A 20938-nucleotide genomic window follows, 5' to 3' on the forward strand; every position below is an offset into this window, starting at 1 on the left:
GGTTTTTATTCAGGATTTTGCAGCAGAAACTGCAAGCGGAAATTGCGGCTCATACCGATTTTCACCAGGCCGGGGCTGTTCACATTATTGGCCAGCAGATACTCATTGCCATAGCGGTCGCGCTGGCGGCGGTGATACAGATTGCCGTTTTTTAAGTAGGCAAAAATCACATCGCTAACCTGCTGCTGCAGAGGGCGCTTTTCATCCAGGGAAACCCTGGGGGTAATAATCCCCGGCCAGATGGTAGTCACCTGCTGGGCCTGGCTGGAGTCGTACCAGTAGAGTTTGGCGGTACCGCTCTCGACGTAGGCAATCACCGGGCGCATATTCTGGTCGAAGACCAGGCTCACCTCGGTGATATTGGCTCCGGTAATTACCGTGCTGGCCGCTACCTGCTGGGCATCCAGCACGATGGCTTTGCCATCGTTTAATATCCGCGCGCGCCAGGTCTGGTAATCCAGGCCGCGATTGGTGTCCTGAATGGCGATGCCGCCGCGCTCGTAGTCGATAATATGCCGCACCGGCAGGGCGGCGCCGCCGATAAAGGGCGCTGGCACCGCTAGACTGGATAATTGATTGTCCGGCAACATCAGGCGCGGCCCCAGCTGTGGGTCACCGCGATTTTTAAAATACGGTCGGCATCTTTGGGAATGGTGCTGCCATCCACCTGGCTGGTGAACTGGATCTGCCAGGCAGAGAAACCCAACGGCAGGGCCAGTGAGCGGATACCCCCAGCCAGATTCCAGATACTGGTACCGGCGGTAAAAACCAGCGTGGCTTGGTAAGCGTTGGCCACATAGGCTTCTGCGCTGACATTGTCCCAGCTTTGAATTGTTTCACTATTGCCGCTGGGTATGTCATCCACTGCCCCTATAGGGCCACTGTAAGCATGCATATTGCTGGCGCTACTAAACGACACATAACGCGCGGACTTATCAAAACTCCAACCATATTGGAAACCATTGGGCTGCACCAGATCGATATTGGCCGCGCGCGCTACATAGTTGTAAACCACACCTTCCAATTCAATCGTGCCGACTAAATCCGATAGCGGCGGATAGATGCGCAACTCATAGGTGACGCTGAGGATTTCATCATCCAATACAGTCAAGGCTGTGGGGTTACCCTGGGCATCCTTGACCAGGGCACGGCAAAACAGGCTGTTATTGTCGCTACTGTCACCAAGGCCCAACTCTGCAATATTGCCGGCGGCGGCACCTTCGGCAAACTCGAAGTGTACCCGCATCCACACATAAGGGGTGCCACTGCTCTCGACGCCATGGGTGGTTTCCACTCGGTTACTGGTATTGGCCAGTGGCAACACCAGTGCCGTCTGTGTCTCACCAGGCGCGGTACCGCCTGACCCCACATGGCAGTTATCGGTGATCTGGCTCAGAGAGCTATCGGCCAGCTTGTTCAGGCCCTGATTCAAAATCAGATTTTTAAACCAGTGGCCAGCGCCATTTTTATTTACGGGAATTCGCGATCCACGGGCACCGCGCTTGGATACCTCCAGGCGGAAGTGGCCGCTCATGGTGTTGCACAGATTAATCATTGCTTATCTCCATTGAACCGGTGACCGCGACCAGGGCGGAACTCAACGCCTCAGTTTCGCTGTAGGGAATGAGCGGCATACGCATAGAGCCGCTGACCGAAACCAGGGACGACCGCAGCGCTTCCTGTTCTTGCGTACTCGGTGGAATTTTTAGGGAGCCGCTGACTGAGACCAGCGCAGAGTGCAGTGCCTCGATTTCGTTATGAGCCACTCGAGCAACCCGCATGGTGCCGCTGAGGCGGACCAGGGCGGAGCCCAGCCCCACGGCCGGTGGCCTAGCTTCGATATTCTTGAAACGGGCAGCGGCAGAGCTAAAGGCCGGTGTCAGAGCCTCCTGGGTCTCGATGGCGTAAGGCTTGCTGGTCAGCACAAAACCCTCGGAGCGCTCTACCTCAAACGCATACTGCGGAATCGCGCCGCCGGTGCTGGTGAGGTTTTCGTTATCGATCACCAGGTAACAGGTGCCGCGGTGGGCGGGTACGTTATTGATACCAAAGGCGGCCTGCAGTACTGCCGAGGGCATCTGTTTAAAGCCACCGAGGAAAAACTCGGCTAGCTGTAAAAACGCCTGGTTATTATCGATCTGCGTGGGGTCAGCGCTGTCGCGGTCATAAACTAATTCGTTATTGCGCCAGACTTTGCAGATGCCAGTAATCGGCCCTTCACAAATGCGGATCGCATAAGTGCGATACACCTCTTCGTTAACGACTTCAGTTTTACCGCCGCCCTTACCGCTTTTTTGTTTCTGTTTTTTCTTAACAATTTTCGGCGGCGTGGTGGCGATAATATTGCCGATCACCGGTTTTACCCGGCCAAAAATAATCTGGCGCGGCACCCCCGCTTTGCTAGTCTGCAGCTGGATCTTGTCGAACTTGCGGCCCTGAATCGTAGTGGTGCCGAATATCAAAGCGCCCATGGCGAGTACACCTCCACCAGTAGCCGGCGCCAGCGCGCATCCAATACATGCTCTCTGCAATCCTGATCGGCGTGGGCATGGATTAAGGAGAAATCAGCGGAGCTTCCAAGCGGGTAATCGCCAAGAAAACCCACATGGCTGGGATCGCTGCGCTGCGGACTTTTAAAAACGGCGATATCACCAGGCTGCCATAAATCCTCGGCAATAGGATCACCGAAACGCGCGCGCATTTTGCGGCGCACGCCGTCTTTCCAGGGTTCGCGGCCGTAGTGTTTTTCATCTTCGATATTCAGCCCGGCGGCGTGCAGGCTGAGTACGATTAACCCCACACAATCCACCGCCCAGGCGGTGCGGCCCCGGTGCCGCCAGCGCACGCCAGCAGCCACCAGACCGCGGGCAAAGGCCAGTGTGTCGATTCGTTGTTGTTGCATTAGTGTTGCTGCTGGCTGGAATTAAACGAGGAGCCACCGCCGGTACTGCCGGGCACACCGGCACCCGGGGTATCGCTGGCCTGGCCGATGGGAATTAAATTTTCGCCTTTAAAATCCAGGTGATTGCCGTACACATCGCGGCAGACAGAAAAGGTCTTATCGCAGTCCGGGCGGATCTCCAGTTGATCCCCCACGGCTACCGCAAACGGCAGCGGTTCGATTTGGGTGATTTGCCCGGTAGCGGTATCCACCGCCTCCACCTGATACAGGCGCGAGGAGACGTTATTGCCACTAACCCATCTCACCCGCCAGCGCTTGGCGGCGGTGGACAGGCTGGCAATATTGTCCACCACATAGGTGACCTTGGGCTCATCAGAATTAACGGCGGTAACCGTGGCCGACTGCCACAGGGGCTCCGCATTGACGCCGCAGCCGGTTTGCGAATTGGCATAGGTGCCGAAAATCGCCCTGCAGGTGATGGAATCCACATGGCCGATAGACTGACGCAGGCGCATGGCGTAGCTCAGTAATTCCGGCATAAATACCGTATTGCGCGCGGTGCGCACCTCGCCCACATCACCGCCATCGAGCAGCAACGCACCCATGGAGAGATCGCGGTAATTGACCAGAACCATGGCCCATTCCGCCCCGTCCAACTCACCGCGCTCAGCCATCTCGACGGTAATGCCGGGCACGTCGGTGCTATATAGCGAATAGCCCTCGGCATTGTCCACATCAAAACTGGTATCACTGGCAATAATGCTGGAATCAAAACCGTTCTGGGCGTAATAAATCAGACCTTCGAATTCGATATCACGGTCCAGGGTGGTGGCACCGAACTGGCGGCCATCGGCCAAAGTGATTTTTAATAAGCGGCACAACGTGGTGACGCCACTATTCAGATGGGCCTGCAGTGCTGGGGGAATATTTCTCACAGACGAATCTCCAGCAGCTCCACATTGCCATTCAGTACCGGCATTCGCTGGTGGCGATTGTCGATACTGAAGCCGATCTCATCGTCCTCAAAGCGCACCGGTACATCGAATTCCCCGCTCCAAGTAATTTCCGCACCGTTATCGGCGCTGAGCTGCACAAGGCCCGTGGTGTAGTCGATGCTGTGAGCCACCGGATTACCATCGGCAAAAATGGTTACCCGGCCGATCACCGGCTTCGCTATTTTGCGCTGATAGGAAAAGGCCCCGAACACATATTTTTTTACCAGCTGGTAGCTCTCGCTATTGCCAGTACCGAAACCAATCACCTCTTGTTCCGCTTCAAAATCGCTGGCGTCTTTAAAACGAAAACCAATCAGGGCACCCATGCAGGCATGATGGGCGGCGACCACGATTTGATGGTCTGCATAATCCAGGTTTTTAAACAGCACCGAGTAACGGCCCAGCGGGCGCTCCCATTCGGCATTGCGGCGCTCTACCCCGCTGCGCAATGCTTTAATTTCGGTTTTATAGCGGTGGCCGTATTCGGAGCCGTAGGCCACTTTTTCCAGCAGGCGACTTTCGCTAAACATTAAGAGCCGAGCCTCCTGCGGTTAATCCGTTGTTTGCGTTCGCTCTCACGGGCGAGCTGTGTGGCAGTGCGGTTATTCACCGTGCCATCGACGCGAATATTCTGTGTCATGGAAACCGGGCGGCTGTAATCCCCTGCACCGCCACCGCGGTGCATATCCGCCTGAATCATGGCCAGGGTACGGTCCAGTTTTGCGCTGGTTTCAGAGGTGGTCACCCGCTCGCCTTTTTGCAGCAGCCAGGTGCCGTCTTCCGGTACGGCGTCAATACCGTCGTGGGCCATACCGGTAATTTTTGCCGCTGCCAGACCGCCGGTAACATAGACCGCACCCGCCGCCGCAGCGCCCAGCACCGGGCCCACATAGGGAATCGAAGCCATGGCTTTATAAGCGCCCATAGCGGCGTCCTGGGTATTGGCAATTACGCTCTGTAGGGCATTGCGTTTTTTCTCATCCAGCAGGGCCCCGCCGATGGAAAGCGCCGCGCGCATATAGGCCGCCTCTTCGCCTTCCATGCCCGAGTAATAATCTGAAGCCACCTGCATCAATAAACTGTAACCATCCAGCTGCTGCTGGCGGCGCAGGTCTTCATTGGCCTGGGTGATTTCGGTGAGGCGCTCTTCGTACTGCTGCCGCAGGGATAATTCCTCTTCATCCCAGGTGGCATTCAGGTCGGCGCGCTCACTGCGGAATTGCTCCAGCATTTGCAGCTGAGTGGAATACCAGTCTTCCAGTTCAGTGCGTGCTGTTTCGATATCCTCACCACTGCCGAGGCCACCCAGGGTTGGGCCGTCTTCGGTGGCGGCGTCGGCAATACGGCCGAGAGTACTGGCCCGCTGCTCTTCGGTGAGGCCGGCCATGGCATCGATGATGGCCAGGCGCTCGCGCATTTGGTCAGTCAGTACTTCTTCGTCGGTGCGCAGATCTCTTAAAAGACCGGCATAGGCTTCCTGATTGCGCTGCAGGACCTCGGCTTCTTCCTTGGCAATTTTAAATTCGGTGCCGAGTTCCTCGATCACTTCATTAAAAATCAGCCAGTGATCTACGGGCGGGAGTAACTCATCCTCCGGGCTCGCGTCAGTAGTCAGGCTGGTATTTTCAACTAACCCGGCGGGGGCCGGTGATGAGTTACCGGCAATTTTTGTACGCGGTTTGTAATAGGTATCGATCGCGGACTCCAACCGCGCCAGCTCCGCTTTTAATTCCTCATCATTCCAATATTCCACCACGCCTTTAGGGCCGAAGAAGCGCAGACGCTGACCGAAATCATCGCCATCGAGCACATCGCGAATACGTTGGGCGTCCCGCTCCAGGCGCACAATATCGTCGGCATGGATGCCCACGGTAATTGCCGCGAATTCCTCGGCCAGGTATTGAACCGTGTTCACCGTATCGGTGACCACTTTGGAAACTGCGGTGAAGCCTTTGATCAAACCATTGGTAAGCGCAGCGGCGGCCTTTTTGGTGGCCGGATCTTGCAATAGTTTGGTCAACTCCTGCAGGGCCGCTTTCCCCTCATTGAGCCCGCCCTCGGATTCGAGCAGATCGCCAAAGGCGTTCTGGGCCTGCTTTAATGCCCCACCAAAAGTATCTGCAGCCGCCTCGGCAGCACCACCGAATTGCTTTTCCAGCTCTTCAAGGATCAGCCCTTGCGCCTCAGCAGTGCGACCGGATTCCACCAGGGCTTCAATAGTGCTTTTCTGCGCGTCGGTAAACTGAATACCGGTACGGCTCAGAGCTGAAATTCCCTTTATTGGATCATTCAGGGCCTTGCCCAGCTGTACTGCTGAGGAACGCAGATCTGTGCCCATAGCCACAGACATATCCAGAATCGCCGGGGTAGCCCTTTTAAATACCTCACCGTGGATATTGGTAAAGGTGAGCAGCAGCGCTTCCATTTCCATCACGGCTTCATCACCAAAAGTGGTGAGCTGCTGCATGGTGCCGGCCAGGTTTTGCAATTCCTCCGAGGAAAGCCCGGCGACACCCTCGGTGGATTTAAGCCGCGCTTCCAGCTGACGTAAGGCATTTTCCTGACGGATAGTGGCCTCAATAATCTCCTTGGTGCCCACTGCCGCACCAATCGCGGCAAAGGCAGCCCCAATAGCCCGTGCGGCGGTTTGGCTGCTCTTTTTAATTTCCCGCATACGTTTATTCGTATGGCGGGTGGCCTTATCCAGCCCCTTTTCAAAACCGCCAACCTTGGCGATTAAGTCCAGCGTTAATGTGCCCAGGCTTTTTTTAGACATAGCTATCCACTGGCCCCTAGTGCCAGCTCTTCATCGCCTCTTGCAGCGATAGCTCTGGCTCTTCCTCATGGGGCATAAAGTCGGTGATTTTTACAGGATTGCCTTTGCCACGGTGAGCATTGGCGTAGAGGGTGGCGAGTAGCGCCGAGGATCTTTCGGTACGCATCCCCGGATGCAGGGAACCGCGTTTTTTGCGGTAGAGTGCCCAGCGCTGGACCTCTTCATAGCTGAGCCGTTGCTGGGCCTCGGCGATGGTGCAGCCGCCGATGCCGTTCAGCACCAGCTCATGCCAGAGTTCGTCTAGCTCGCTGAGCTGGGTGTCTTTCCCAGGTTATTGACCGCGCCGATTTCCAGTAGCAGGGCCTGGGTCAGATTCGCATTGAGCGGGCCGCGCTCTGGGTCTGCCTCGCCGGTAATATCCTTAGCGGTAAATACTGGCTTGCCCTCAGCATCGACAATACAGGCAGCGATCCGCCCGGCGATCATATCCCCCTCACCACGCAACGCCGCCACATCACTGACGGCGCTGTGATAAGAGAGGCGGCGCACATAAACGGTTGCCGATAATTCCTGCTCACCCTGCTTCCAGGTAATTGAGCGCTCAACCGGTGCGCCGGAAAAAGCCCCCTGCTGCTGCAGGGATTCGATGGATAATTCCATAATTGCTCTCTTAGGTTGAAGACTTAACCGTCCAGGCGGAACCACCGCTGCGCTGGATCGACATTTCACCGGTGACCAAACTGTTCTGCTGGAAATCAAAGGGGAAGTCGGCCACATAGCCCTCAAAGGTGAACCAGGTGCGGGTGGTCGGCAGGGTCCACTCGCCGGTGGTTACCGTGGGTGCCTCGGTGCCATCACTCCAACCCACCGCCCATTTCATATTGTCCACCGTGTCATCCTGGGACAGCTCATGCAGGCGCTTATGGACCGCATTTCTCGGATCAATTTTAAGACCCACCGACGCCTGCCCCGGTGTACGCAAGCCCCGCTTGAATTTTTTATCCAAATCCTCCAAGGAGGTGTCATCGAGCTGATCCGCCGGGTTGCCACCGGGGTTAAAAGAATTCAGCCCGGTCACTTTCTTCACAGAGTCATCTGCCGGGTCGATAAAATAGATATTGGTGCCCTGAGCCAATTGAGACATAGGGGTTCTCCGTTGCTTTAATGGAAATAAAAGTCAGACGCAGAGGTGCGTCATTCAGTAGAATATTGGGCGGCATAGGTCAGGCGTACTTCGCCTAGGGGGTGATCCTGATCCAGGGCGAAATCGGTCTGTGATAGCGCGAAGAGTTCACAGGTACCGCCCAAGGTTCGATCCTGCAGGACGCTCTCAACGTCCTCAGAGGCCTGATCCAGCAGTTCATAGATATCCCCCCGGCTGTGCACCACCACCGCTACCACAAGATCCAGCTGGCGGGTAGTGCCCGAAAGTTCCTGTTCTGTTTGTTCTGTGGCAAAGCCTACAAGGATAGCCGGCAGCTTTTCCGGCTCGATGCCTTCGGTGGTTCCGGCGGAGGGGAAGTTATAGCCGGATAGGGTTTTTAGCTTGCTTAATACAGCATCGCGGATGGTGATGCGTTGGGTCATTGGGATTGCTCCAGGAATTTTGGGCACAAAAAAACCCGCTGGTGCGGGTTTGGGTATTTATTTGTAGCTCAATGAGATCTACAAACAAAGTGCAGTTTTTATAGATCTAACGGCCACCACAAGTACGCAGTTTGTAACGACTATTACTCCTTTCTGTTAGCTTGCGAACCAATAAAGCCAACACTCGATTCAGCTAGCTGTCTATATGGGCAGCGCCCGAACGGGCTAGCTTCTGTTATATTACATTTTTCACTATTTGAAGATTTAAACAATTCCACTACAAGTTCATAGGGCGGAAGCACATCGATTGTTTTTTTCTCTGGGGGCTTCGAATTTTTATCTCCTGCATTTCTGACCCATACGACCGAAAGTTCTTCATATTCTTTTTTCGGTTTCCATATTATGTAAGTTTCTCCTGTCGCTTCGTTTATTTTGCAACTAGAGAATTGCGATCCAAAACTAGGGATTCCATTTAACAGTTGTTTAACCCCACATACATACCAACTTGTTTCAACGTTATATTTGTCTATGTTGTAACTAAGCTCAATTTTGTAGGTTCCAGAGGTATTGATGGCCTCGTAAGATTTAATTTCAATGGTATTCAAATTTATCGGAGTGCTTGATGGCTTAATCAGACCTCCATTACAAGCAGTTAAGATGATACAAATCAGAACCATGAAAAACTTCACTATTTCTCCTTAGTAAACTAACGCCTACAGCTGAGGCAAACCGGAGCGAAGCGTAGGTTTGTCCTGCTGGCTGTACTTGTTAGGCCATATTTGTAGGTTGCGTTCAGTCTGTTCGCATGCATTCTTGCTTCCACGGGGAATAAACGACTTCACTGAAATCAGCGAAGCCACCGTACGTTTCCATTTCGTATCTTGGCTTACTAAAGTCTATGTCTAAGACATGCACAGGATGCCACACAGTATCTATTTTCTCGTAATCACCATTCAGCCAAGAAACGACAATGCGCAATCCGTCCCCGGAATTCCAAATTGGCTGCAAAACTGAGCCTGACGGCATAAACCATTCTGGGCCGGATATTTTCTTGTAAATAACTGATTGGTTGTCTGCCGAAAAGGTAAAAGTGAATATTGTTCTGTCTTGTTTGAAAGCTTCGCCTTCTTTAACGGTGTACCGCTCACATTGCAGTGTTTTGTCTGCAAAGACATTTGTTGCTACAAGCAGTAATACAGTCATGATAAGAGTTCTCATTGCTTGTTCCTTTTTGGCCTAACGCCCACATAAAAGGCGGAGCGTCAGCGACGTCCAGCGCAACGTAGTGGAGCGGTTTTTGATGTGTTTGTTAAATGCTTTCACCATGGAATACCCTTGGAATTACCATAAAGGGTAACACTAAGCATTACGATAAAGGGCAACAAGGTTATAGCCTTTATGATATTTTGTATATGTGACCATTTAAACACTAAAAAGCCTAAATAGGGCAGCCAAATTAGTGCTGAAAATACTACCGTATACGCAATGATATGCAGCCCCTCCTTCCAGGCAGGACCTATTTGCAATACATATATCCGCAGCCCATCACATGCAAGCCAAGTTGGTAGACACATTAACAATGACAACGCGACAACAGTTTTTTCAGTAGTGTTGATGTGGCTTCTCCATTTGGCATTTAACGCCTCGCTCAGCGGCAAATTACAGCATGCTAGCGTATCGTTAAAGCACGCTGTAATTTGTCCGACTGCAGCGATTTGTTATGTTCACACACTCACTATTTATCAGCGTATATCATAATGTAATTAACTATTTCGATATTCGCTGAATTGCAACTTCCTGTTGTATCAATCGTTATTTTCTTTCCCGCCATAAGAGCTGCAAGTGCAACACTCTGTTGTACCTCGTTTACAATTGCGAACCTATCAATTTGGTCAGTGCTAGAGCATGGCGAGTTAGTTATATCATTTTTGACATGGATAGTATTATAGGGATCACTAATCCCTTCTCCTTGTATCTTGTCAATATCTAAGTCTGTGTATGTTGTTGCAGCAGCAGTTGATACAAAACAGATTGAGGAAATTAATAGGCTAAACGTCTTTTTCATTTATTACTCCTTAGGTTGCCAAATCGTAAAACATAACGCCGCAAGCAACGGCCGTAATGTAGCAGCGAAGCTGCGAAATGGAGGTCCAGCCCACGCAGTGGGCGGTGTTGCCTTGCTTTGTTAAGCATTTTCCTCGTACCTAACCTTGGTAAAGCCGGCAGCATTTAGAATGCTGAATAACTGGGAAAATATAGCTTCTTCACGTGATAGCTTATTTTTGCCAAGGATACCCTCAATAAATGATCTCTTCTTAGAGACCATAACCCTCCACTCGCCGAGGTTGGATAAGCCGTTTTCGGGAATTCCGCCAACCCCCAGATAGTAGCCACTGCAATCTATTTCCCAACCCCAGTCTTCCTGGTAGATATCAGACACCTTGATGCCGCTACCTTCGAGATGAGGTTTCAGCCAATTGGCAAAGTCTTCACCAAAGCAGCCTGGATTAATAAAGTGGTCATGCTCTTCAGTGAGGTTAAACTGGTCAGTTTCGAAAAATATCGTATCCATGACTTAGTGCTTAACAGTTAATTCAAAAGAAGCTTCTTTATATCACCCTGCTCTATATTTCTAAGCCCCACTTCCTTCGAAGATGAAAAAAACTTAGTAAATCAATAAGCTATCTACACTTGGCGCAAATGTACAAAAAAAGATATAAAGCAGCGTCTTTATAATTCTGTATTTTCTCTGCTTTATATCACTTTTGGAACCCTTTAAGTATCAATGGGTTACAGAGTTTCACCTAGAAATAGGAGCAGCTGCTGCTGATCTTTGTTATAAAATGCACAGCTGTACAATTTTCGACCGCTCTTAACACACCCAAAGGTCTTAATCCAATAACTCGACTTTTTGGGCTACCCATCCACCTGCACCCGCCAAACCACCCCATCATCCGACAACCGCTTGCGCACCTTATACGCCACTCCACCCAGCGTAATCACCGACTCGGAGTTGTAAGCCCCCACTTCACTCACCAGCAGGCTCAACTCAATACGCGCTACCCGCACGCGCTCCTCATCCTCGAATGCGTCGATCTCTTGATCTTTTATCACGCGGCAATCAATTGGCTCAGCACCGCTACCATCGGTATAGGTAGCGGCCTTGCCCCATTTGCGGAACGCGCGCTCTGCGGCTCTTTGGTCCAGGTCCATAAGTCACCTAGGCCTTCACGGTGCCCGGTACGCCGGTAAACTTGACGGCAAAACTGGTAACGCCATTCCCGGCGGCCTCTGCGGCGAAGGCGGTGGAGCCGGTGATATCGCCAGTGGCTGCGGTTGCTGCATTACTATCGAATGAGCTGGAGGCAACCACCCAGGTGAGGGTTTCGCCCTGATTGATCTCTGCGGCGGATACCTTGGGCACGGTGAATACGCCATCAATGGCAATCACGCCGGATGCGCCCACAGCGATATCATCCATCGCCACACCCAGGACCGCATCTGCGATTACCACCTGGCCGGAAGTAATCGCTGCGCTGGTGTTGTTGGTGAAATCCAGCATGCGCCCATCTTGTACAAAATTCGTAGCCATAATCTTTCTCTCAGTGGGTAAAGCAGTAGAAATAAAAAAGGCCGCGGATTGCGGCCCTTTCCGGTTTAATTTCAGTTGGAATTGAGATTAGGTTTTGGGTGTTTTCACCATGCCTTTTGCATCCCAGGCTTTGGCGGCGGCATCCAGTCGCACTTTGAATTCCACCCCGTCTACGCTCCAGCCATTTTGCTCTTCTAACACTGGGGCCTGCTGGCCATCCAGATAGAGCACTTCGATGGTGTCATGCGCTACCGGGTCGGCATTGAGGTACCAGCCGTTGTGTCCGCTAAGGCGCGCATCAGAGAGCACTTCGGCAATATTGCGCACGCTGTTCGGTGTGGTGTTGTTTTTGGTGGATTCGCCCACTTCGAATTCGGATTCCAGGGCAACCTTTGCGCTACCCTCATCGGCAATATCACACAGCAGGAACTTGGGCCGGATATTGAGCACTGCGCTGCCATCCTTTTGATTACCCATCAGTACCCGTGCGGCATCGATGCTGGCGGTGTTGATACCGGCGGTGCTGGCCAAGTTGCCATGATCGGCGTGGAACAGGGCTTTACCGTCTGCCATTTCGGGATTATTGAGCAGGATGCTGAACACCAAGTCTCCTACTGTGCGCACGGCGGCGAGGCCCATCTTTTGCGGGATTCGGGTGAAGGCCCCCAGGTCATCATTAATAATCGCCTGACGGGTAATGGAGAAGAGTTCCCCGTAAGTGGCCAATGCGGCGGTTTCGGCGCGCTCCCCGATACTCACATATTTAAATTCTGCCCCAGGTGCTACTTGGCGCAGTGATGGGAAGCTGCCCAGGTCAGTGCGGGTGGTGAGCTTAAAGTCACTGAGGTTGCCGACACTGGTAAAGCGCGGGAAGATCTCCTGTGCTTCTTCATAGCCTTTGAGCATGGATTTATTGGCGATATTGCCGAGCACCGTTGCGAAGTCACCGGAGCTATGGGTAAAGGCTGCGGCGACCACACCCATCCGATCCAGCCCGGACAAGCTTTGGCCGTGGGCCTGCATGAGGATGCGGGCAATCTCCATCATGGTGTAGCCGCTGAGTTCATTTCCCTCTGTGCGCTTTTCACCGAGGGCACGTACAGCAATAGCATTTTCCGCATCGGCCTTGAGGCGTTTAATGCCCTCACCTTCTTGCACCACCACGCTGTAGCTTTGCACGGGGGTTGGGGTTTGGCTGCCGAGGGCTTCGAGCAGTTTGTCTTTGGCTTTTTCGGCGGTGCAGTCCATATCATTGAGACATTCCTGCATCACAACACTGTGCGCTTCGAAGCCTTTAAATACGGCCGTGATATCGTCTTTGCGCTTTTTCTCATCGGCTGCAAATTGCGCTTTGGCATCGGCGGCAATCTGCGCTTTCATTTCTGGGGTAACCTCGGGCGCAGCGGTTGCAGCTGGCGTGGTGGAGGTGGTTTTAGGCATGGCTTGCGCTTCCTTGGTTTGGGTTTGGGGTTGGGTTGGATTGCCTGCAACCGCAGACGGGAATCTAAATTCAGCGGGCCCCTGCATGACCAATGCGTTAATGGCTTGCGGGGTGTTTTTAAATTGGTTTAAGTGATCAGCACTGAAGCTGGCAGCCATCTCGATGGCTGCAGTGGTATCGGTGGCGAAGCCTGCTTCTACCGCTTCGGCGCCGGTATACCAAGTTTCGTCATCCATCACTTGGCTGATTTCCTCATCCGACATTCCGGTACGGGAGGAATACAGGCTTTTCATGGTAGTTTTGACTTTGGCCAGCAGGCTCTTGGTTTTTTCCAGGGCACGCTCGTCACCGCGAACACCGGCACTGGGGTTGTGCACCATGTAATAGGCGTTCTCGGCGATATGGACGGTATCCCCGGCGAGGGCAATCACGCTGCCCATACTGGCTGCGATCCCTTCAATCCAGGTTTCCACTTCGGCTTTATGGTCTTTGAGCAGGTTGTAAATGGCGGTGCCGTCGAATACATCACCACCGGGGCAGTTGATATGCAGATTAATCTTGCTGACATCCCCAAGCGCTTTGAGATCGCGGGCAAAGTCTTTTGCCGTTACCCCCCAATAACCGATGGTGTCATACAAATAAATATCAGCTTCACTGGTATTGGCGGCAGCGGTCATGCTGTACCAGGATTTATTCGGCATGGCTGCCTCCTATTCAGATTCTGTTTCTTGCGCGGGTACGGCTTCGCGTTTGCTTGGAGTGGTAATGTCGTTTTGTTTGAGCTTTCGCTGCCAGGCAGCAGTTTGCTTAATCACATCGTCCGGCCTTTTGCCACGGCGGCGGATGGTCTGCTGTGGGCTGGCCAGCACATTTTCCAGCAGGGTTTCATCGGCGCTGGCTTCATGGACCGGGTTAATCCAGGGCATCACCGGGGTAATAAAATCGACGTGCATCAGCGTGGATGGATCGACATCACTCGGCACTTTGAAGGCATCCGCCAGTAAAGCCATTTGCACCCAGCGGCGGGTGGCCGGCTCTACAATCTCTTCGCAGAATTCCAGGCTGAGGGTTTCGTAGTTTCCCCACTGCTCCACCAGTTCCTGGCGCTGCGAACTATAAGTCCCGTTGTAGTTTTTGCTGATGCTGCTAAAGCTGGCCATGGTGCCGGCAGCAGTCATACGGTGCATGGTTTCTAAAAATGGCGTTAGCAAGCCGCTTGGGCGATTGCTTTGGATGGTGCCGACAGATTCCCCAGGGCGTAAATCGTCGTAGATAGCACCGGCACGGATATCCAGGGTGCGATTTCCTTCATCATCAACTTCGTTCTGCGAGTAATCTTCTGGACTGCCCTTTTGAATAAAACCCACCATGGCCGAGGCAATCTTGGCGGCAACGCGCTCGTTTTCTTCATAGTCTTTAATATCGGTAAGGCGATTCATTACCGCAGCAAAGATGGAAACCCCACGGGTTTGGTGCAGGCGGCGTACAAATTTCAGGTGCTCGATATTGTCGGCACTGTGAAACCTGCGCCTCATGCGCCAGTTCAATGAGGCTCCGGGGTGTTCGTCGTACAACCAAAAGCCTGCAGGTTCACCCCAGGCGGATTTTTGAATGCCTTGCACAATGCGCTTGCTGGGATCGTTGTAATCCACCGGCAGGAAATCTGGTTCCAGGCATTCGATGGTGTAAGGCACGGGAGTGCGGTGCTTTAATCCGGGCACGCTGCCCTGTAGGTGGCGCATTAAAGTTTCACCATCGCGCAGCCAGGTGTTGCATAAAAGCCGCTGGGCTTTGCCCCAGCTAAATTGCCGGGTGCATTCCGGGCGCCGCGCCCATTCCTTGTGGGCGTCATTCATTTGGCTGGCAAGACCGTCATGGATATCGCCATCCCAGGTTTTGGGTTGGAATTCCACATCGATGCCGCGTGGGCCGACGATGTTGTTCACCAGGGTTGTGAGAATACCAAAGGCAAAATCGTGGTTTTGCTCCAGGTGCCGGGCTTGGCCGCGCAGGGTTTCCACACTGCCTTCCAACACTAAATCACCGCTGCGGTTATCACCGGGGTTTTTGCGCAGGCGACTGGGGCGCGCGGCTTCATAGGCGGCGGCGATCTCCAGCGCGCGACGGGCTTGTACACGGCGCAGGGCAGCCTCGGGTGCAAAAAACCCGATAACAGAATCCAGTTTGTTCATTAGAAAAAATTCGCGTAGGCGGGCCCGCGGCGTTTGCCGGCGGCCTTTAAGGTTTCTGCGGTTGCGCGGCGCTCCCATTCCTGACGGCCCGCGCGGATCTCTTGCAGGTTCTCGGCGGTAAATTGGCGGCCGTTAATGACCGTGGTTTTTCCGGCGAGCACGTCTATCTCGGCCTCGATATAGAGGTCGACCATCTCTTGTGCGGTTTTAGACATTTAACTATCCAGTAGGGAGCCAGCTGGCTGCGCAGGCTGCCTTGGTTTTTTCGGGGCTGGTTTGGGTTGTTCGGAGGCTTGTTGAGGTTCGCTAAATAGCGTGCGCTGGCCCAGGCGCGATTCGATGGTGGACCATTTTTTCTCGTTGTATTTGTGCATGCCCATGGCGTGGGCGGCGTGCAGGGCGTAGACCTCAGTATCGGTGCCCTCATTGGGCCTGCCTGGGCGCTGCTGCCAGGTTTCCCGGCCTTTATTTTTCTTGCTGGGGGCTTTGACTTCGGCAGTCACCTGCTCCCAGTAGTCCTGGCGCACATGTTTGCAGCTGTGCATATAGGCGCTGGTGCCGAGCAGACGCTTGGCCATTAGGTCTTTGGCTTTGTGGGTGCCAACGATATAAACCTTTACGCCGTAACGGTCGGCTTTGGTGCGGCGCTTGGGGTTGTTAAAATCTACCTGCCGGGGCTGGTTAAAGATTTCCTTGGTGCCGAAGTCGTTACTGTCACCTTTAATCGCCATCACCAGCACGCCGCGATATTTTTTATCGCGGGTTCGCACCCAGTGATACACCGCGTTGCTGGTGCCGCCATCGCCGGAATCAATACTGACTGCCGCTGCGCGGATCTCGCCGAAGCGTTCGTGCTCAAAGCTTTGGAACACCAGCTTATCCAGGGCATCCCAGCAATCGTCGCGCTTATCGGCGGTATCGCCATCGATCTCGCCCCAGTACATCTGCCAGGATTCTTCATTGCGGCCAAAGGCGCGGATGCTGATTGCCAGGCGGTCGTGCTGTACATCGATGCCGACCGTTACCAGCAGGCCACCGGCAGGGCACACTAATTCCGGGTAATCCTCAGCGGCCTCTTGCAGCTTTTCATGGTCCAGCAGGCGGCTGGCGGCGTACTGGTAGGGCCGGCCCAGCTTGTTGTTCTGGAAAACAATGCGCGCGGATTCATCACCGCTTTTGGCTTCGTGTTCGGCTTCGAGAAAATCCCGCACCACATCGGCAAGGCCGGTGCCGGGGATACACACATACAGCTCCGATAGCTCCATAAAGGTTTCTATCGGTTCAATTTCGCCCTCGGCAAAATCCTCACCGCATTGGGTTTTGACCCAGCCGGCAAAGTCATCGCCATTCTCCCGCGCGGTTTTGCAGGTCTGCAGAATATTGGCCTGGCGGCGGTAGTCATCCCAGGCACTGCCACAGTGCGGGCAGCTATACACCGCGCTTTCAGGCTGGTGCAGGCCGAATACCGGGTGCGGCGTGCCGCCCTCTTTCTCCAACCAGCTGACATTTTCCCAATCCAGTACATGGGACTCGCCGCAGTCGTGGCAGGTCACCGGCAGCACGCGCATGGTGCCGAGCTTGGTGTAGTGCTCTACCTGAGAAAGGTCGGCAACGGCCGGTGTGCCACCGATAATTAATTTCTTATTGCGCATGCGCTTGAGGCGTTCACGCAGGTGGCGAATGGAATCGCCCTGATCGCCGACATCTTTGTTGGTATCGTCCGGCTCCTCCACATAGCCCCGGCGGGCCGTGGTGGATTTCACATTGGAAATCGAGTTGGAGCCAATGGTGCGAATCTCACCACCGGGGAATTTCTTGCGTGTTGAGCGGCTGCCGCCTTTGCGGCTGGTGGTGACATCAATCACCCGATTTACCGCTGGTGAGCCTTCGATAATCGGCACCAGCTTTTCATCCATAAACAGCCGGCCTTTTTCATCCTTGGGAAACAACATCAGGATGCGGGCCGGGTCGGTGACGGCGACCTTGCAGATATCAGTGGCCAGCAAAACCGTCCAGCCGATCTGCGCAGCTTTCTGCATTACCACCATCCAGGACACCGGACTATCCAGTGCGTGCATGACGCCCCAGAAATAGGGCACATAATCGTTGCGATAATAGCCGGCGTTATCGCTATCCTCCGAGGGCAGTTTGATATTGTCCGGCAACCACTCAATCAGCGGGATTTTAGGCTGCGGTATCCAGGCCTGGCGCACCTCCTCCACCAGCCTCTTCAGATTCAATCTCGTAACTGCCAATAGCTTTGAGGGCAGCGTCAATGTTTGGCTGTAGGGGTTCTCGATCGACGGTAATGGCATGCTGACTTTCGATAGCAATAACGATGCTTTCCACCGCTCCTATAAATTCATTCTTTCCAATGGTGGACCACTCCACCATCGCTTTACGCACAGACTCAATATCCAGAATTAATTGGTCTTGCCGATACAGCTCACGCATTTTTAATTGCGCATTCGCCTCTGACTCAACTGCCTGAGCCATATCGCGACGGTTGCGGGCCTCATTCGCCTGGCGGCCAGCGGCCTCGGTTCGCAGTCGCTCGCAGTATTCATGAAGCCAAACTTTGTAACTGGCACCTACGGTAAAAACCTCTGCCTTGTAGTGTTTGGCAATAGCAGGTTGCGAAGCGCCAACTAGGCGAGCAAAGCCCGACTGAGAGGCCTGATCATCAAGAGAGATATCACCAGCCAAGGTATAACCCCCTATGAAATTTTAGATATCTGTTAAAAAAGCGGGGTCCGAATCACCCGTGTGTTGGCCCCCTCAGGAGGACCCGTTCAACGTTGTTTGGCCGTTGCAATTGCTCGATCCATTGCTTTATCTAGTTCAATTGGAAGGTGCCGCCGCGCTATACCTTCGGCAATACGAAAGAAAGGAAAACGCTTGCGGTATTCTGGTTTCTTTTTCACGAAGATAAGAATGGGCCTAACGGATCGGCGACGCTTGTACCCTACTCTCTGCCACACTCCTAAGGTGCCTTCAATCTTCCCTACAAAGTATCCCTTTGTGATGCCCCGCTTGGCCTTACTGCGCTTACTGTTAGTTGCGTTCTGCGCTGGATCACGGCTGGCCCGCACTTGTGACAGGATCTTGCTATAAGTGCCGCCCGAGATATTGCCGTGTTTATTCAACCTAGCCCCTTCACCATGCATTGCATACATTCCTGCAGGTAGTAAGCCCGCATGGCGCAACGCCCGCTCGAACCTCTTCACATTGCGGTCAATACCAAGTATGGCTGGCGCTAAGTATTTACTGGGCGGCGTCCCCTTGGTTGCCTCATCACGAATAAAGACTTTGGCAATTCCTGAGCGCTTCGTGGCTTTCTTTACCAATACAGAGTTCAGCGTTAACTTTGCCGGGTTTGAAAATACCCGCCCCATCGCTGAGCGCTCTTCTCCCCGTATACGAAAGGCCACGTTATTTAGGGCAACAGAACTGGCATAAGGTAATTGCTTTTTTAATTCAGCAGATGCTCGATCAAACTTTGAAGTATCCAGCTTTACACTAACGTCCATCGTCCCCGTCCTGCTGCCTTTCCTGCAGCTTCAAGCGCTTATGGTTGTAATACCAATTCACAATGAACCCACTCAAAGCAATCAAGAAACCACCCACCGCCAACAGCTCTTGCGCTGCATATCCACCGACTACCGCTGTACCCGCAGCAACCGTAGTGGTTGCACTGGCGATCTTCTGAACCATGGCTTCCCTCGCTGCCTCTTGAGCTACAGTGTTCACCGCTTAACCTCACTCACCCACGACTTCACGAAATAGAAACCGATGATGATGCTGTAAGGCTGCACAACCACATCAACCAGCAAGCCCTTTAGGTCTGCTACAAAAGGCGCTTTGAAAGCCATTGCCGCCGCAATAAATAAAACCAGCAGCGCCCAAACCAAGGTCACCAGAAAGGCAATTAATCGCCTTGCCCGGTTCTGAGGCTGCGTGGCTTCCAGGTATTTGAGATACCAGCGGGATTTTTCCTCATTGGTAAACCACACCGCATCCACGGTATTTACAGTGGCATCCAGCACTTTGCCCGCAGACTCTGGACCAGCAAATAAACCCTTAACTCCAGACCAAATACCCATCACGGATACTCCGGCACATAGTGCGTAATTGTTAGATCAAACTCAGGAGGCAACAGCTCTCGCAACTGCTGCATTGCCTTGCGGGATTGCATCACCCACCAGCCACCGGGAGCCAGGCCAGAACCAATACCAATACAGCCCTGTACATCCGCCGAATAATTAGCGGTGTGGATTAATATTTTTGTACGGCCAGGGACTTCCTTTAGCTCCCACACATTGGGGAACCTAGGTGAGTTATAGGGATTACAGGAATAAACCCCTTCAGGAATACAGCTCTCGAACGGACGATTCCCCAACCACGGGCGCTCTACCGTATAAAACACAAAGTCGCGCACTCTCAGCCGCCCCAATGTGGCATCAAGCCCATAGGCGAATCGCGTTAATTCAAACATGAGGTATTAGCTCCCGGATTTCGGGCACAAAAAAACCGGCTCAAGGGGCCGGTTTAGAAAGGTATTCTGTTCGCCGAATCACAAAACTCGGCAGCGTTGCAGATATTAGTGTGCGCACGTGCGCACTGTCAACAGCCATCTACTGAATTAAAAAACAGTTATGCAGCATCACGCGCCAAATAAAATGCCTCAATCGTCCCCTCAATAACTCGGCACATATTTACCACCCAGGTTTTACCTTGGCCGAGCTTTTTACACACATCAGGCATTTCCCACCGGTAATAATATCTCAACCAAAAAACCAGCCCCTCCAATTCAGCCTTTTCCTTATCTCGGCGCCGAGTAATTGTATTCAAATAGGCCAGCACCACCGCATCCATTCTATCCGCCCTACCCCAATCAATTACCGCAGGGATACCTTGCCCCTCACAAACCATACCCTTGTGAAATGCCGCCATACGAGGCCAAGACACAGAATCCCCTGCCCTCTCAGGATATGCCCTAGCCCATTCCCACAGGAGTTCACGAATACCTAATTCTGACATTACGAATACCCTCTTCTCGACCAACTAACTCACCCACCAATCCCTATCACGCTGCCGCCCGTAAATTTTCGGCATTTTCCCTAAAAACCTTCCTCGCCACATGCAAATTATCCCGGTGGAAAGTCCCCAGATAATCCTCATCCATCTGCCGGATTTTATTTTGAGTCACCACCGTATGAGCAAACACCAGATCCACATGGCGTGGGTTATCCGTGCGAAATACCGCTAAGGGTCTACTCGCAACGGTAGTCATAATTCGCTCTTGGGCTTCTGTCAGAGTCACAACGGTCATACTTCACGCTCCATGATGATTTGTAATTACCAGTTAAAATCTTCCAGCATCTCGGCCCAGGTAGTTGGCCCGCTGGTAGGCTCCTCGCAAGGGATATATTCCCCCTCCAAAACCTCCTCCT

The 20938-nt window shown here is 53.1% G+C and carries 28 protein-coding genes; all 28 read right to left on the reverse strand.

Annotation, left to right across the window (positions count from 1 at the left end):
- Positions 1-5 precede the first annotated feature (5 nt).
- Entirely contained in the window at positions 6-590 is a 585-nt protein-coding gene (locus ACJJH9_RS16845) for a hypothetical protein (protein ID WP_444923445.1), read from the reverse strand.
- Positions 590-1555, reverse strand: coding sequence for a hypothetical protein (locus tag ACJJH9_RS16850; protein WP_444923446.1), 966 nt, complete (start codon positions 1553-1555; stop codon positions 590-592). The genes ACJJH9_RS16845 and ACJJH9_RS16850 overlap by 1 nt, the downstream gene beginning before the upstream one ends.
- On the reverse strand, positions 1548-2471 hold the full coding sequence (locus ACJJH9_RS16855; protein WP_444923447.1) for a hypothetical protein: 924 nt from the start codon (positions 2469-2471) through the stop codon (positions 1548-1550). Before ACJJH9_RS16855 ends, ACJJH9_RS16850 begins: the two co-directional genes overlap by 8 nt.
- On the reverse strand, positions 2459-2902 hold the full coding sequence (locus tag ACJJH9_RS16860; protein ID WP_444923448.1) for an NlpC/P60 family protein: 444 nt from the start codon (positions 2900-2902) through the stop codon (positions 2459-2461). The genes ACJJH9_RS16855 and ACJJH9_RS16860 overlap by 13 nt, the downstream gene beginning before the upstream one ends.
- On the reverse strand, positions 2902-3837 hold the full coding sequence (locus ACJJH9_RS16865; RefSeq protein ID WP_444923449.1) for a phage/gene transfer agent baseplate hub protein: 936 nt from the start codon (positions 3835-3837) through the stop codon (positions 2902-2904). The genes ACJJH9_RS16860 and ACJJH9_RS16865 overlap by 1 nt, the downstream gene beginning before the upstream one ends.
- Positions 3834-4427, reverse strand: a complete 594-nt coding sequence (locus ACJJH9_RS16870) for a DUF2460 domain-containing protein (protein ID WP_444923450.1) — start codon at positions 4425-4427, stop codon at positions 3834-3836. Before ACJJH9_RS16870 ends, ACJJH9_RS16865 begins: the two co-directional genes overlap by 4 nt.
- On the reverse strand, positions 4427-6673 hold the full coding sequence (locus ACJJH9_RS16875; protein ID WP_444923451.1) for a phage tail length tape measure family protein: 2247 nt from the start codon (positions 6671-6673) through the stop codon (positions 4427-4429). Before ACJJH9_RS16875 ends, ACJJH9_RS16870 begins: the two co-directional genes overlap by 1 nt.
- Before the next feature lie 16 nt (positions 6674-6689).
- A complete protein-coding gene (locus ACJJH9_RS16880; RefSeq protein ID WP_444923452.1) occupies positions 6690-6953 on the reverse strand; it encodes a phage tail assembly protein T in 264 nt (87 codons plus the stop codon).
- A gap of 20 nt (positions 6954-6973) precedes the next feature.
- On the reverse strand, positions 6974-7333 hold the full coding sequence (locus ACJJH9_RS16885) for a phage tail assembly chaperone family protein, TAC (protein WP_444923453.1): 360 nt from the start codon (positions 7331-7333) through the stop codon (positions 6974-6976).
- Positions 7334-7343: 10 nt separating this feature from the next.
- Positions 7344-7817: a phage tail tube protein gene (locus ACJJH9_RS16890; RefSeq protein WP_152453178.1), complete on the reverse strand. Its 474-nt coding sequence runs from the start codon at positions 7815-7817 to the stop codon at positions 7344-7346.
- Positions 7818-7867: 50 nt separating this feature from the next.
- Positions 7868-8260 (reverse strand): phage tail terminator protein, encoded by a 393-nt coding sequence (gpU, locus tag ACJJH9_RS16895; RefSeq protein WP_444923454.1) that lies wholly within the window; start codon positions 8258-8260, stop codon positions 7868-7870.
- A 143-nt stretch (positions 8261-8403) separates the two neighbouring features.
- Positions 8404-8949 carry a hypothetical protein gene (locus tag ACJJH9_RS16900; protein WP_444923455.1) on the reverse strand — a complete coding sequence of 182 codons (546 nt, stop codon included), beginning with the start codon at positions 8947-8949 and terminating at the stop codon, positions 8404-8406.
- A 103-nt stretch (positions 8950-9052) separates the two neighbouring features.
- Complete coding sequence (locus ACJJH9_RS16905) at positions 9053-9478, reverse strand: hypothetical protein (RefSeq protein ID WP_444923456.1); 426 nt, start codon at positions 9476-9478, stop codon at positions 9053-9055.
- Between the two features lie 517 nt (positions 9479-9995).
- Positions 9996-10325 (reverse strand): hypothetical protein, encoded by a 330-nt coding sequence (locus ACJJH9_RS16910; RefSeq protein WP_444923457.1) that lies wholly within the window; start codon positions 10323-10325, stop codon positions 9996-9998.
- A gap of 120 nt (positions 10326-10445) precedes the next feature.
- A complete protein-coding gene (locus ACJJH9_RS16915; RefSeq protein ID WP_444900507.1) occupies positions 10446-10832 on the reverse strand; it encodes a hypothetical protein in 387 nt (128 codons plus the stop codon).
- Between the two features lie 344 nt (positions 10833-11176).
- Positions 11177-11473, reverse strand: coding sequence for a head-tail joining protein (locus ACJJH9_RS16920; RefSeq protein ID WP_444923458.1), 297 nt, complete (start codon positions 11471-11473; stop codon positions 11177-11179).
- A gap of 7 nt (positions 11474-11480) precedes the next feature.
- Positions 11481-11852 carry a capsid cement protein gene (locus ACJJH9_RS16925; RefSeq protein ID WP_444923459.1) on the reverse strand — a complete coding sequence of 124 codons (372 nt, stop codon included), beginning with the start codon at positions 11850-11852 and terminating at the stop codon, positions 11481-11483.
- 87 nt (positions 11853-11939) lie between these two features.
- Positions 11940-13994, reverse strand: coding sequence for a ClpP-like prohead protease/major capsid protein fusion protein (locus ACJJH9_RS16930; protein ID WP_444923460.1), 2055 nt, complete (start codon positions 13992-13994; stop codon positions 11940-11942).
- Positions 13995-14003: 9 nt separating this feature from the next.
- Positions 14004-15485, reverse strand: a complete 1482-nt coding sequence (locus ACJJH9_RS16935) for a phage portal protein (protein ID WP_444923461.1) — start codon at positions 15483-15485, stop codon at positions 14004-14006.
- Positions 15485-15700 (reverse strand): DUF6148 family protein, encoded by a 216-nt coding sequence (locus ACJJH9_RS16940; RefSeq protein ID WP_444923462.1) that lies wholly within the window; start codon positions 15698-15700, stop codon positions 15485-15487. The genes ACJJH9_RS16935 and ACJJH9_RS16940 overlap by 1 nt, the downstream gene beginning before the upstream one ends.
- Entirely contained in the window at positions 15701-17725 is a 2025-nt protein-coding gene (locus tag ACJJH9_RS16945) for a terminase gpA endonuclease subunit (protein WP_444923463.1), read from the reverse strand. It lies immediately after the preceding gene.
- Complete coding sequence (locus ACJJH9_RS16950; RefSeq protein ID WP_444923464.1) at positions 17670-18191, reverse strand: hypothetical protein; 522 nt, start codon at positions 18189-18191, stop codon at positions 17670-17672. Before ACJJH9_RS16950 ends, ACJJH9_RS16945 begins: the two co-directional genes overlap by 56 nt.
- A gap of 86 nt (positions 18192-18277) precedes the next feature.
- Positions 18278-19015 (reverse strand): hypothetical protein, encoded by a 738-nt coding sequence (locus ACJJH9_RS16955; protein WP_444923465.1) that lies wholly within the window; start codon positions 19013-19015, stop codon positions 18278-18280.
- Positions 19005-19235, reverse strand: coding sequence for a holin (locus tag ACJJH9_RS16960; RefSeq protein WP_252084501.1), 231 nt, complete (start codon positions 19233-19235; stop codon positions 19005-19007). Before ACJJH9_RS16960 ends, ACJJH9_RS16955 begins: the two co-directional genes overlap by 11 nt.
- On the reverse strand, positions 19232-19588 hold the full coding sequence (locus ACJJH9_RS16965; protein WP_252084500.1) for a hypothetical protein: 357 nt from the start codon (positions 19586-19588) through the stop codon (positions 19232-19234). Before ACJJH9_RS16965 ends, ACJJH9_RS16960 begins: the two co-directional genes overlap by 4 nt.
- Positions 19588-19980, reverse strand: a complete 393-nt coding sequence (locus ACJJH9_RS16970) for a DUF5675 family protein (protein ID WP_444923466.1) — start codon at positions 19978-19980, stop codon at positions 19588-19590. Before ACJJH9_RS16970 ends, ACJJH9_RS16965 begins: the two co-directional genes overlap by 1 nt.
- A gap of 158 nt (positions 19981-20138) precedes the next feature.
- Positions 20139-20525, reverse strand: coding sequence for a hypothetical protein (locus ACJJH9_RS16975; RefSeq protein ID WP_444923467.1), 387 nt, complete (start codon positions 20523-20525; stop codon positions 20139-20141).
- 46 nt (positions 20526-20571) lie between these two features.
- Positions 20572-20817: a hypothetical protein gene (locus tag ACJJH9_RS16980; RefSeq protein WP_444923468.1), complete on the reverse strand. Its 246-nt coding sequence runs from the start codon at positions 20815-20817 to the stop codon at positions 20572-20574.
- Positions 20818-20938: the final 121 nt, after the last annotated feature.

Source organism: Microbulbifer mixtoriginis (SeqCode), assembly GCF_052466715.1.

Bases quoted from the DNA above. Each gene is read 5' to 3' on its own strand.
- ACJJH9_RS16905 (WP_444923456.1), bottom strand. From the start codon at position 9,478: ATGAGAACTCTTATCATGACTGTATTACTGCTTGTAGCAACAAATGTC.
- ACJJH9_RS16920 (WP_444923458.1), bottom strand. From the start codon at position 11,473: ATGGACCTGGACCAAAGAGCCGCAGAGCGCGCGTTCCGCAAATGGGGC.
- ACJJH9_RS16930 (WP_444923460.1), bottom strand. From the start codon at position 13,994: ATGCCGAATAAATCCTGGTACAGCATGACCGCTGCCGCCAATACCAGT.
- ACJJH9_RS16860 (WP_444923448.1), bottom strand. From the start codon at position 2,902: ATGCAACAACAACGAATCGACACACTGGCCTTTGCCCGCGGTCTGGTG.
- ACJJH9_RS16980 (WP_444923468.1), bottom strand. From the start codon at position 20,817: ATGACCGTTGTGACTCTGACAGAAGCCCAAGAGCGAATTATGACTACC.
- ACJJH9_RS16965 (WP_252084500.1), bottom strand. From the start codon at position 19,588: ATGGGTATTTGGTCTGGAGTTAAGGGTTTATTTGCTGGTCCAGAGTCT.
- ACJJH9_RS16940 (WP_444923462.1), bottom strand. From the start codon at position 15,700: ATGTCTAAAACCGCACAAGAGATGGTCGACCTCTATATCGAGGCCGAG.
- gpU (WP_444923454.1), bottom strand. From the start codon at position 8,260: ATGACCCAACGCATCACCATCCGCGATGCTGTATTAAGCAAGCTAAAA.
- ACJJH9_RS16910 (WP_444923457.1), bottom strand. From the start codon at position 10,325: ATGAAAAAGACGTTTAGCCTATTAATTTCCTCAATCTGTTTTGTATCA.
- ACJJH9_RS16885 (WP_444923453.1), bottom strand. From the start codon at position 7,333: ATGGAATTATCCATCGAATCCCTGCAGCAGCAGGGGGCTTTTTCCGGC.
- ACJJH9_RS16955 (WP_444923465.1), bottom strand. From the start codon at position 19,015: ATGGACGTTAGTGTAAAGCTGGATACTTCAAAGTTTGATCGAGCATCT.
- ACJJH9_RS16890 (WP_152453178.1), bottom strand. From the start codon at position 7,817: ATGTCTCAATTGGCTCAGGGCACCAATATCTATTTTATCGACCCGGCA.
- ACJJH9_RS16935 (WP_444923461.1), bottom strand. From the start codon at position 15,485: ATGAACAAACTGGATTCTGTTATCGGGTTTTTTGCACCCGAGGCTGCC.
- ACJJH9_RS16855 (WP_444923447.1), bottom strand. From the start codon at position 2,471: ATGGGCGCTTTGATATTCGGCACCACTACGATTCAGGGCCGCAAGTTC.
- ACJJH9_RS16925 (WP_444923459.1), bottom strand. From the start codon at position 11,852: ATGGCTACGAATTTTGTACAAGATGGGCGCATGCTGGATTTCACCAAC.
- ACJJH9_RS16850 (WP_444923446.1), bottom strand. From the start codon at position 1,555: ATGATTAATCTGTGCAACACCATGAGCGGCCACTTCCGCCTGGAGGTA.
- ACJJH9_RS16975 (WP_444923467.1), bottom strand. From the start codon at position 20,525: ATGTCAGAATTAGGTATTCGTGAACTCCTGTGGGAATGGGCTAGGGCA.
- ACJJH9_RS16870 (WP_444923450.1), bottom strand. From the start codon at position 4,427: ATGTTTAGCGAAAGTCGCCTGCTGGAAAAAGTGGCCTACGGCTCCGAA.
- ACJJH9_RS16915 (WP_444900507.1), bottom strand. From the start codon at position 10,832: ATGGATACGATATTTTTCGAAACTGACCAGTTTAACCTCACTGAAGAG.
- ACJJH9_RS16845 (WP_444923445.1), bottom strand. From the start codon at position 590: ATGTTGCCGGACAATCAATTATCCAGTCTAGCGGTGCCAGCGCCCTTT.
- ACJJH9_RS16875 (WP_444923451.1), bottom strand. From the start codon at position 6,673: ATGTCTAAAAAAAGCCTGGGCACATTAACGCTGGACTTAATCGCCAAG.
- ACJJH9_RS16970 (WP_444923466.1), bottom strand. From the start codon at position 19,980: ATGTTTGAATTAACGCGATTCGCCTATGGGCTTGATGCCACATTGGGG.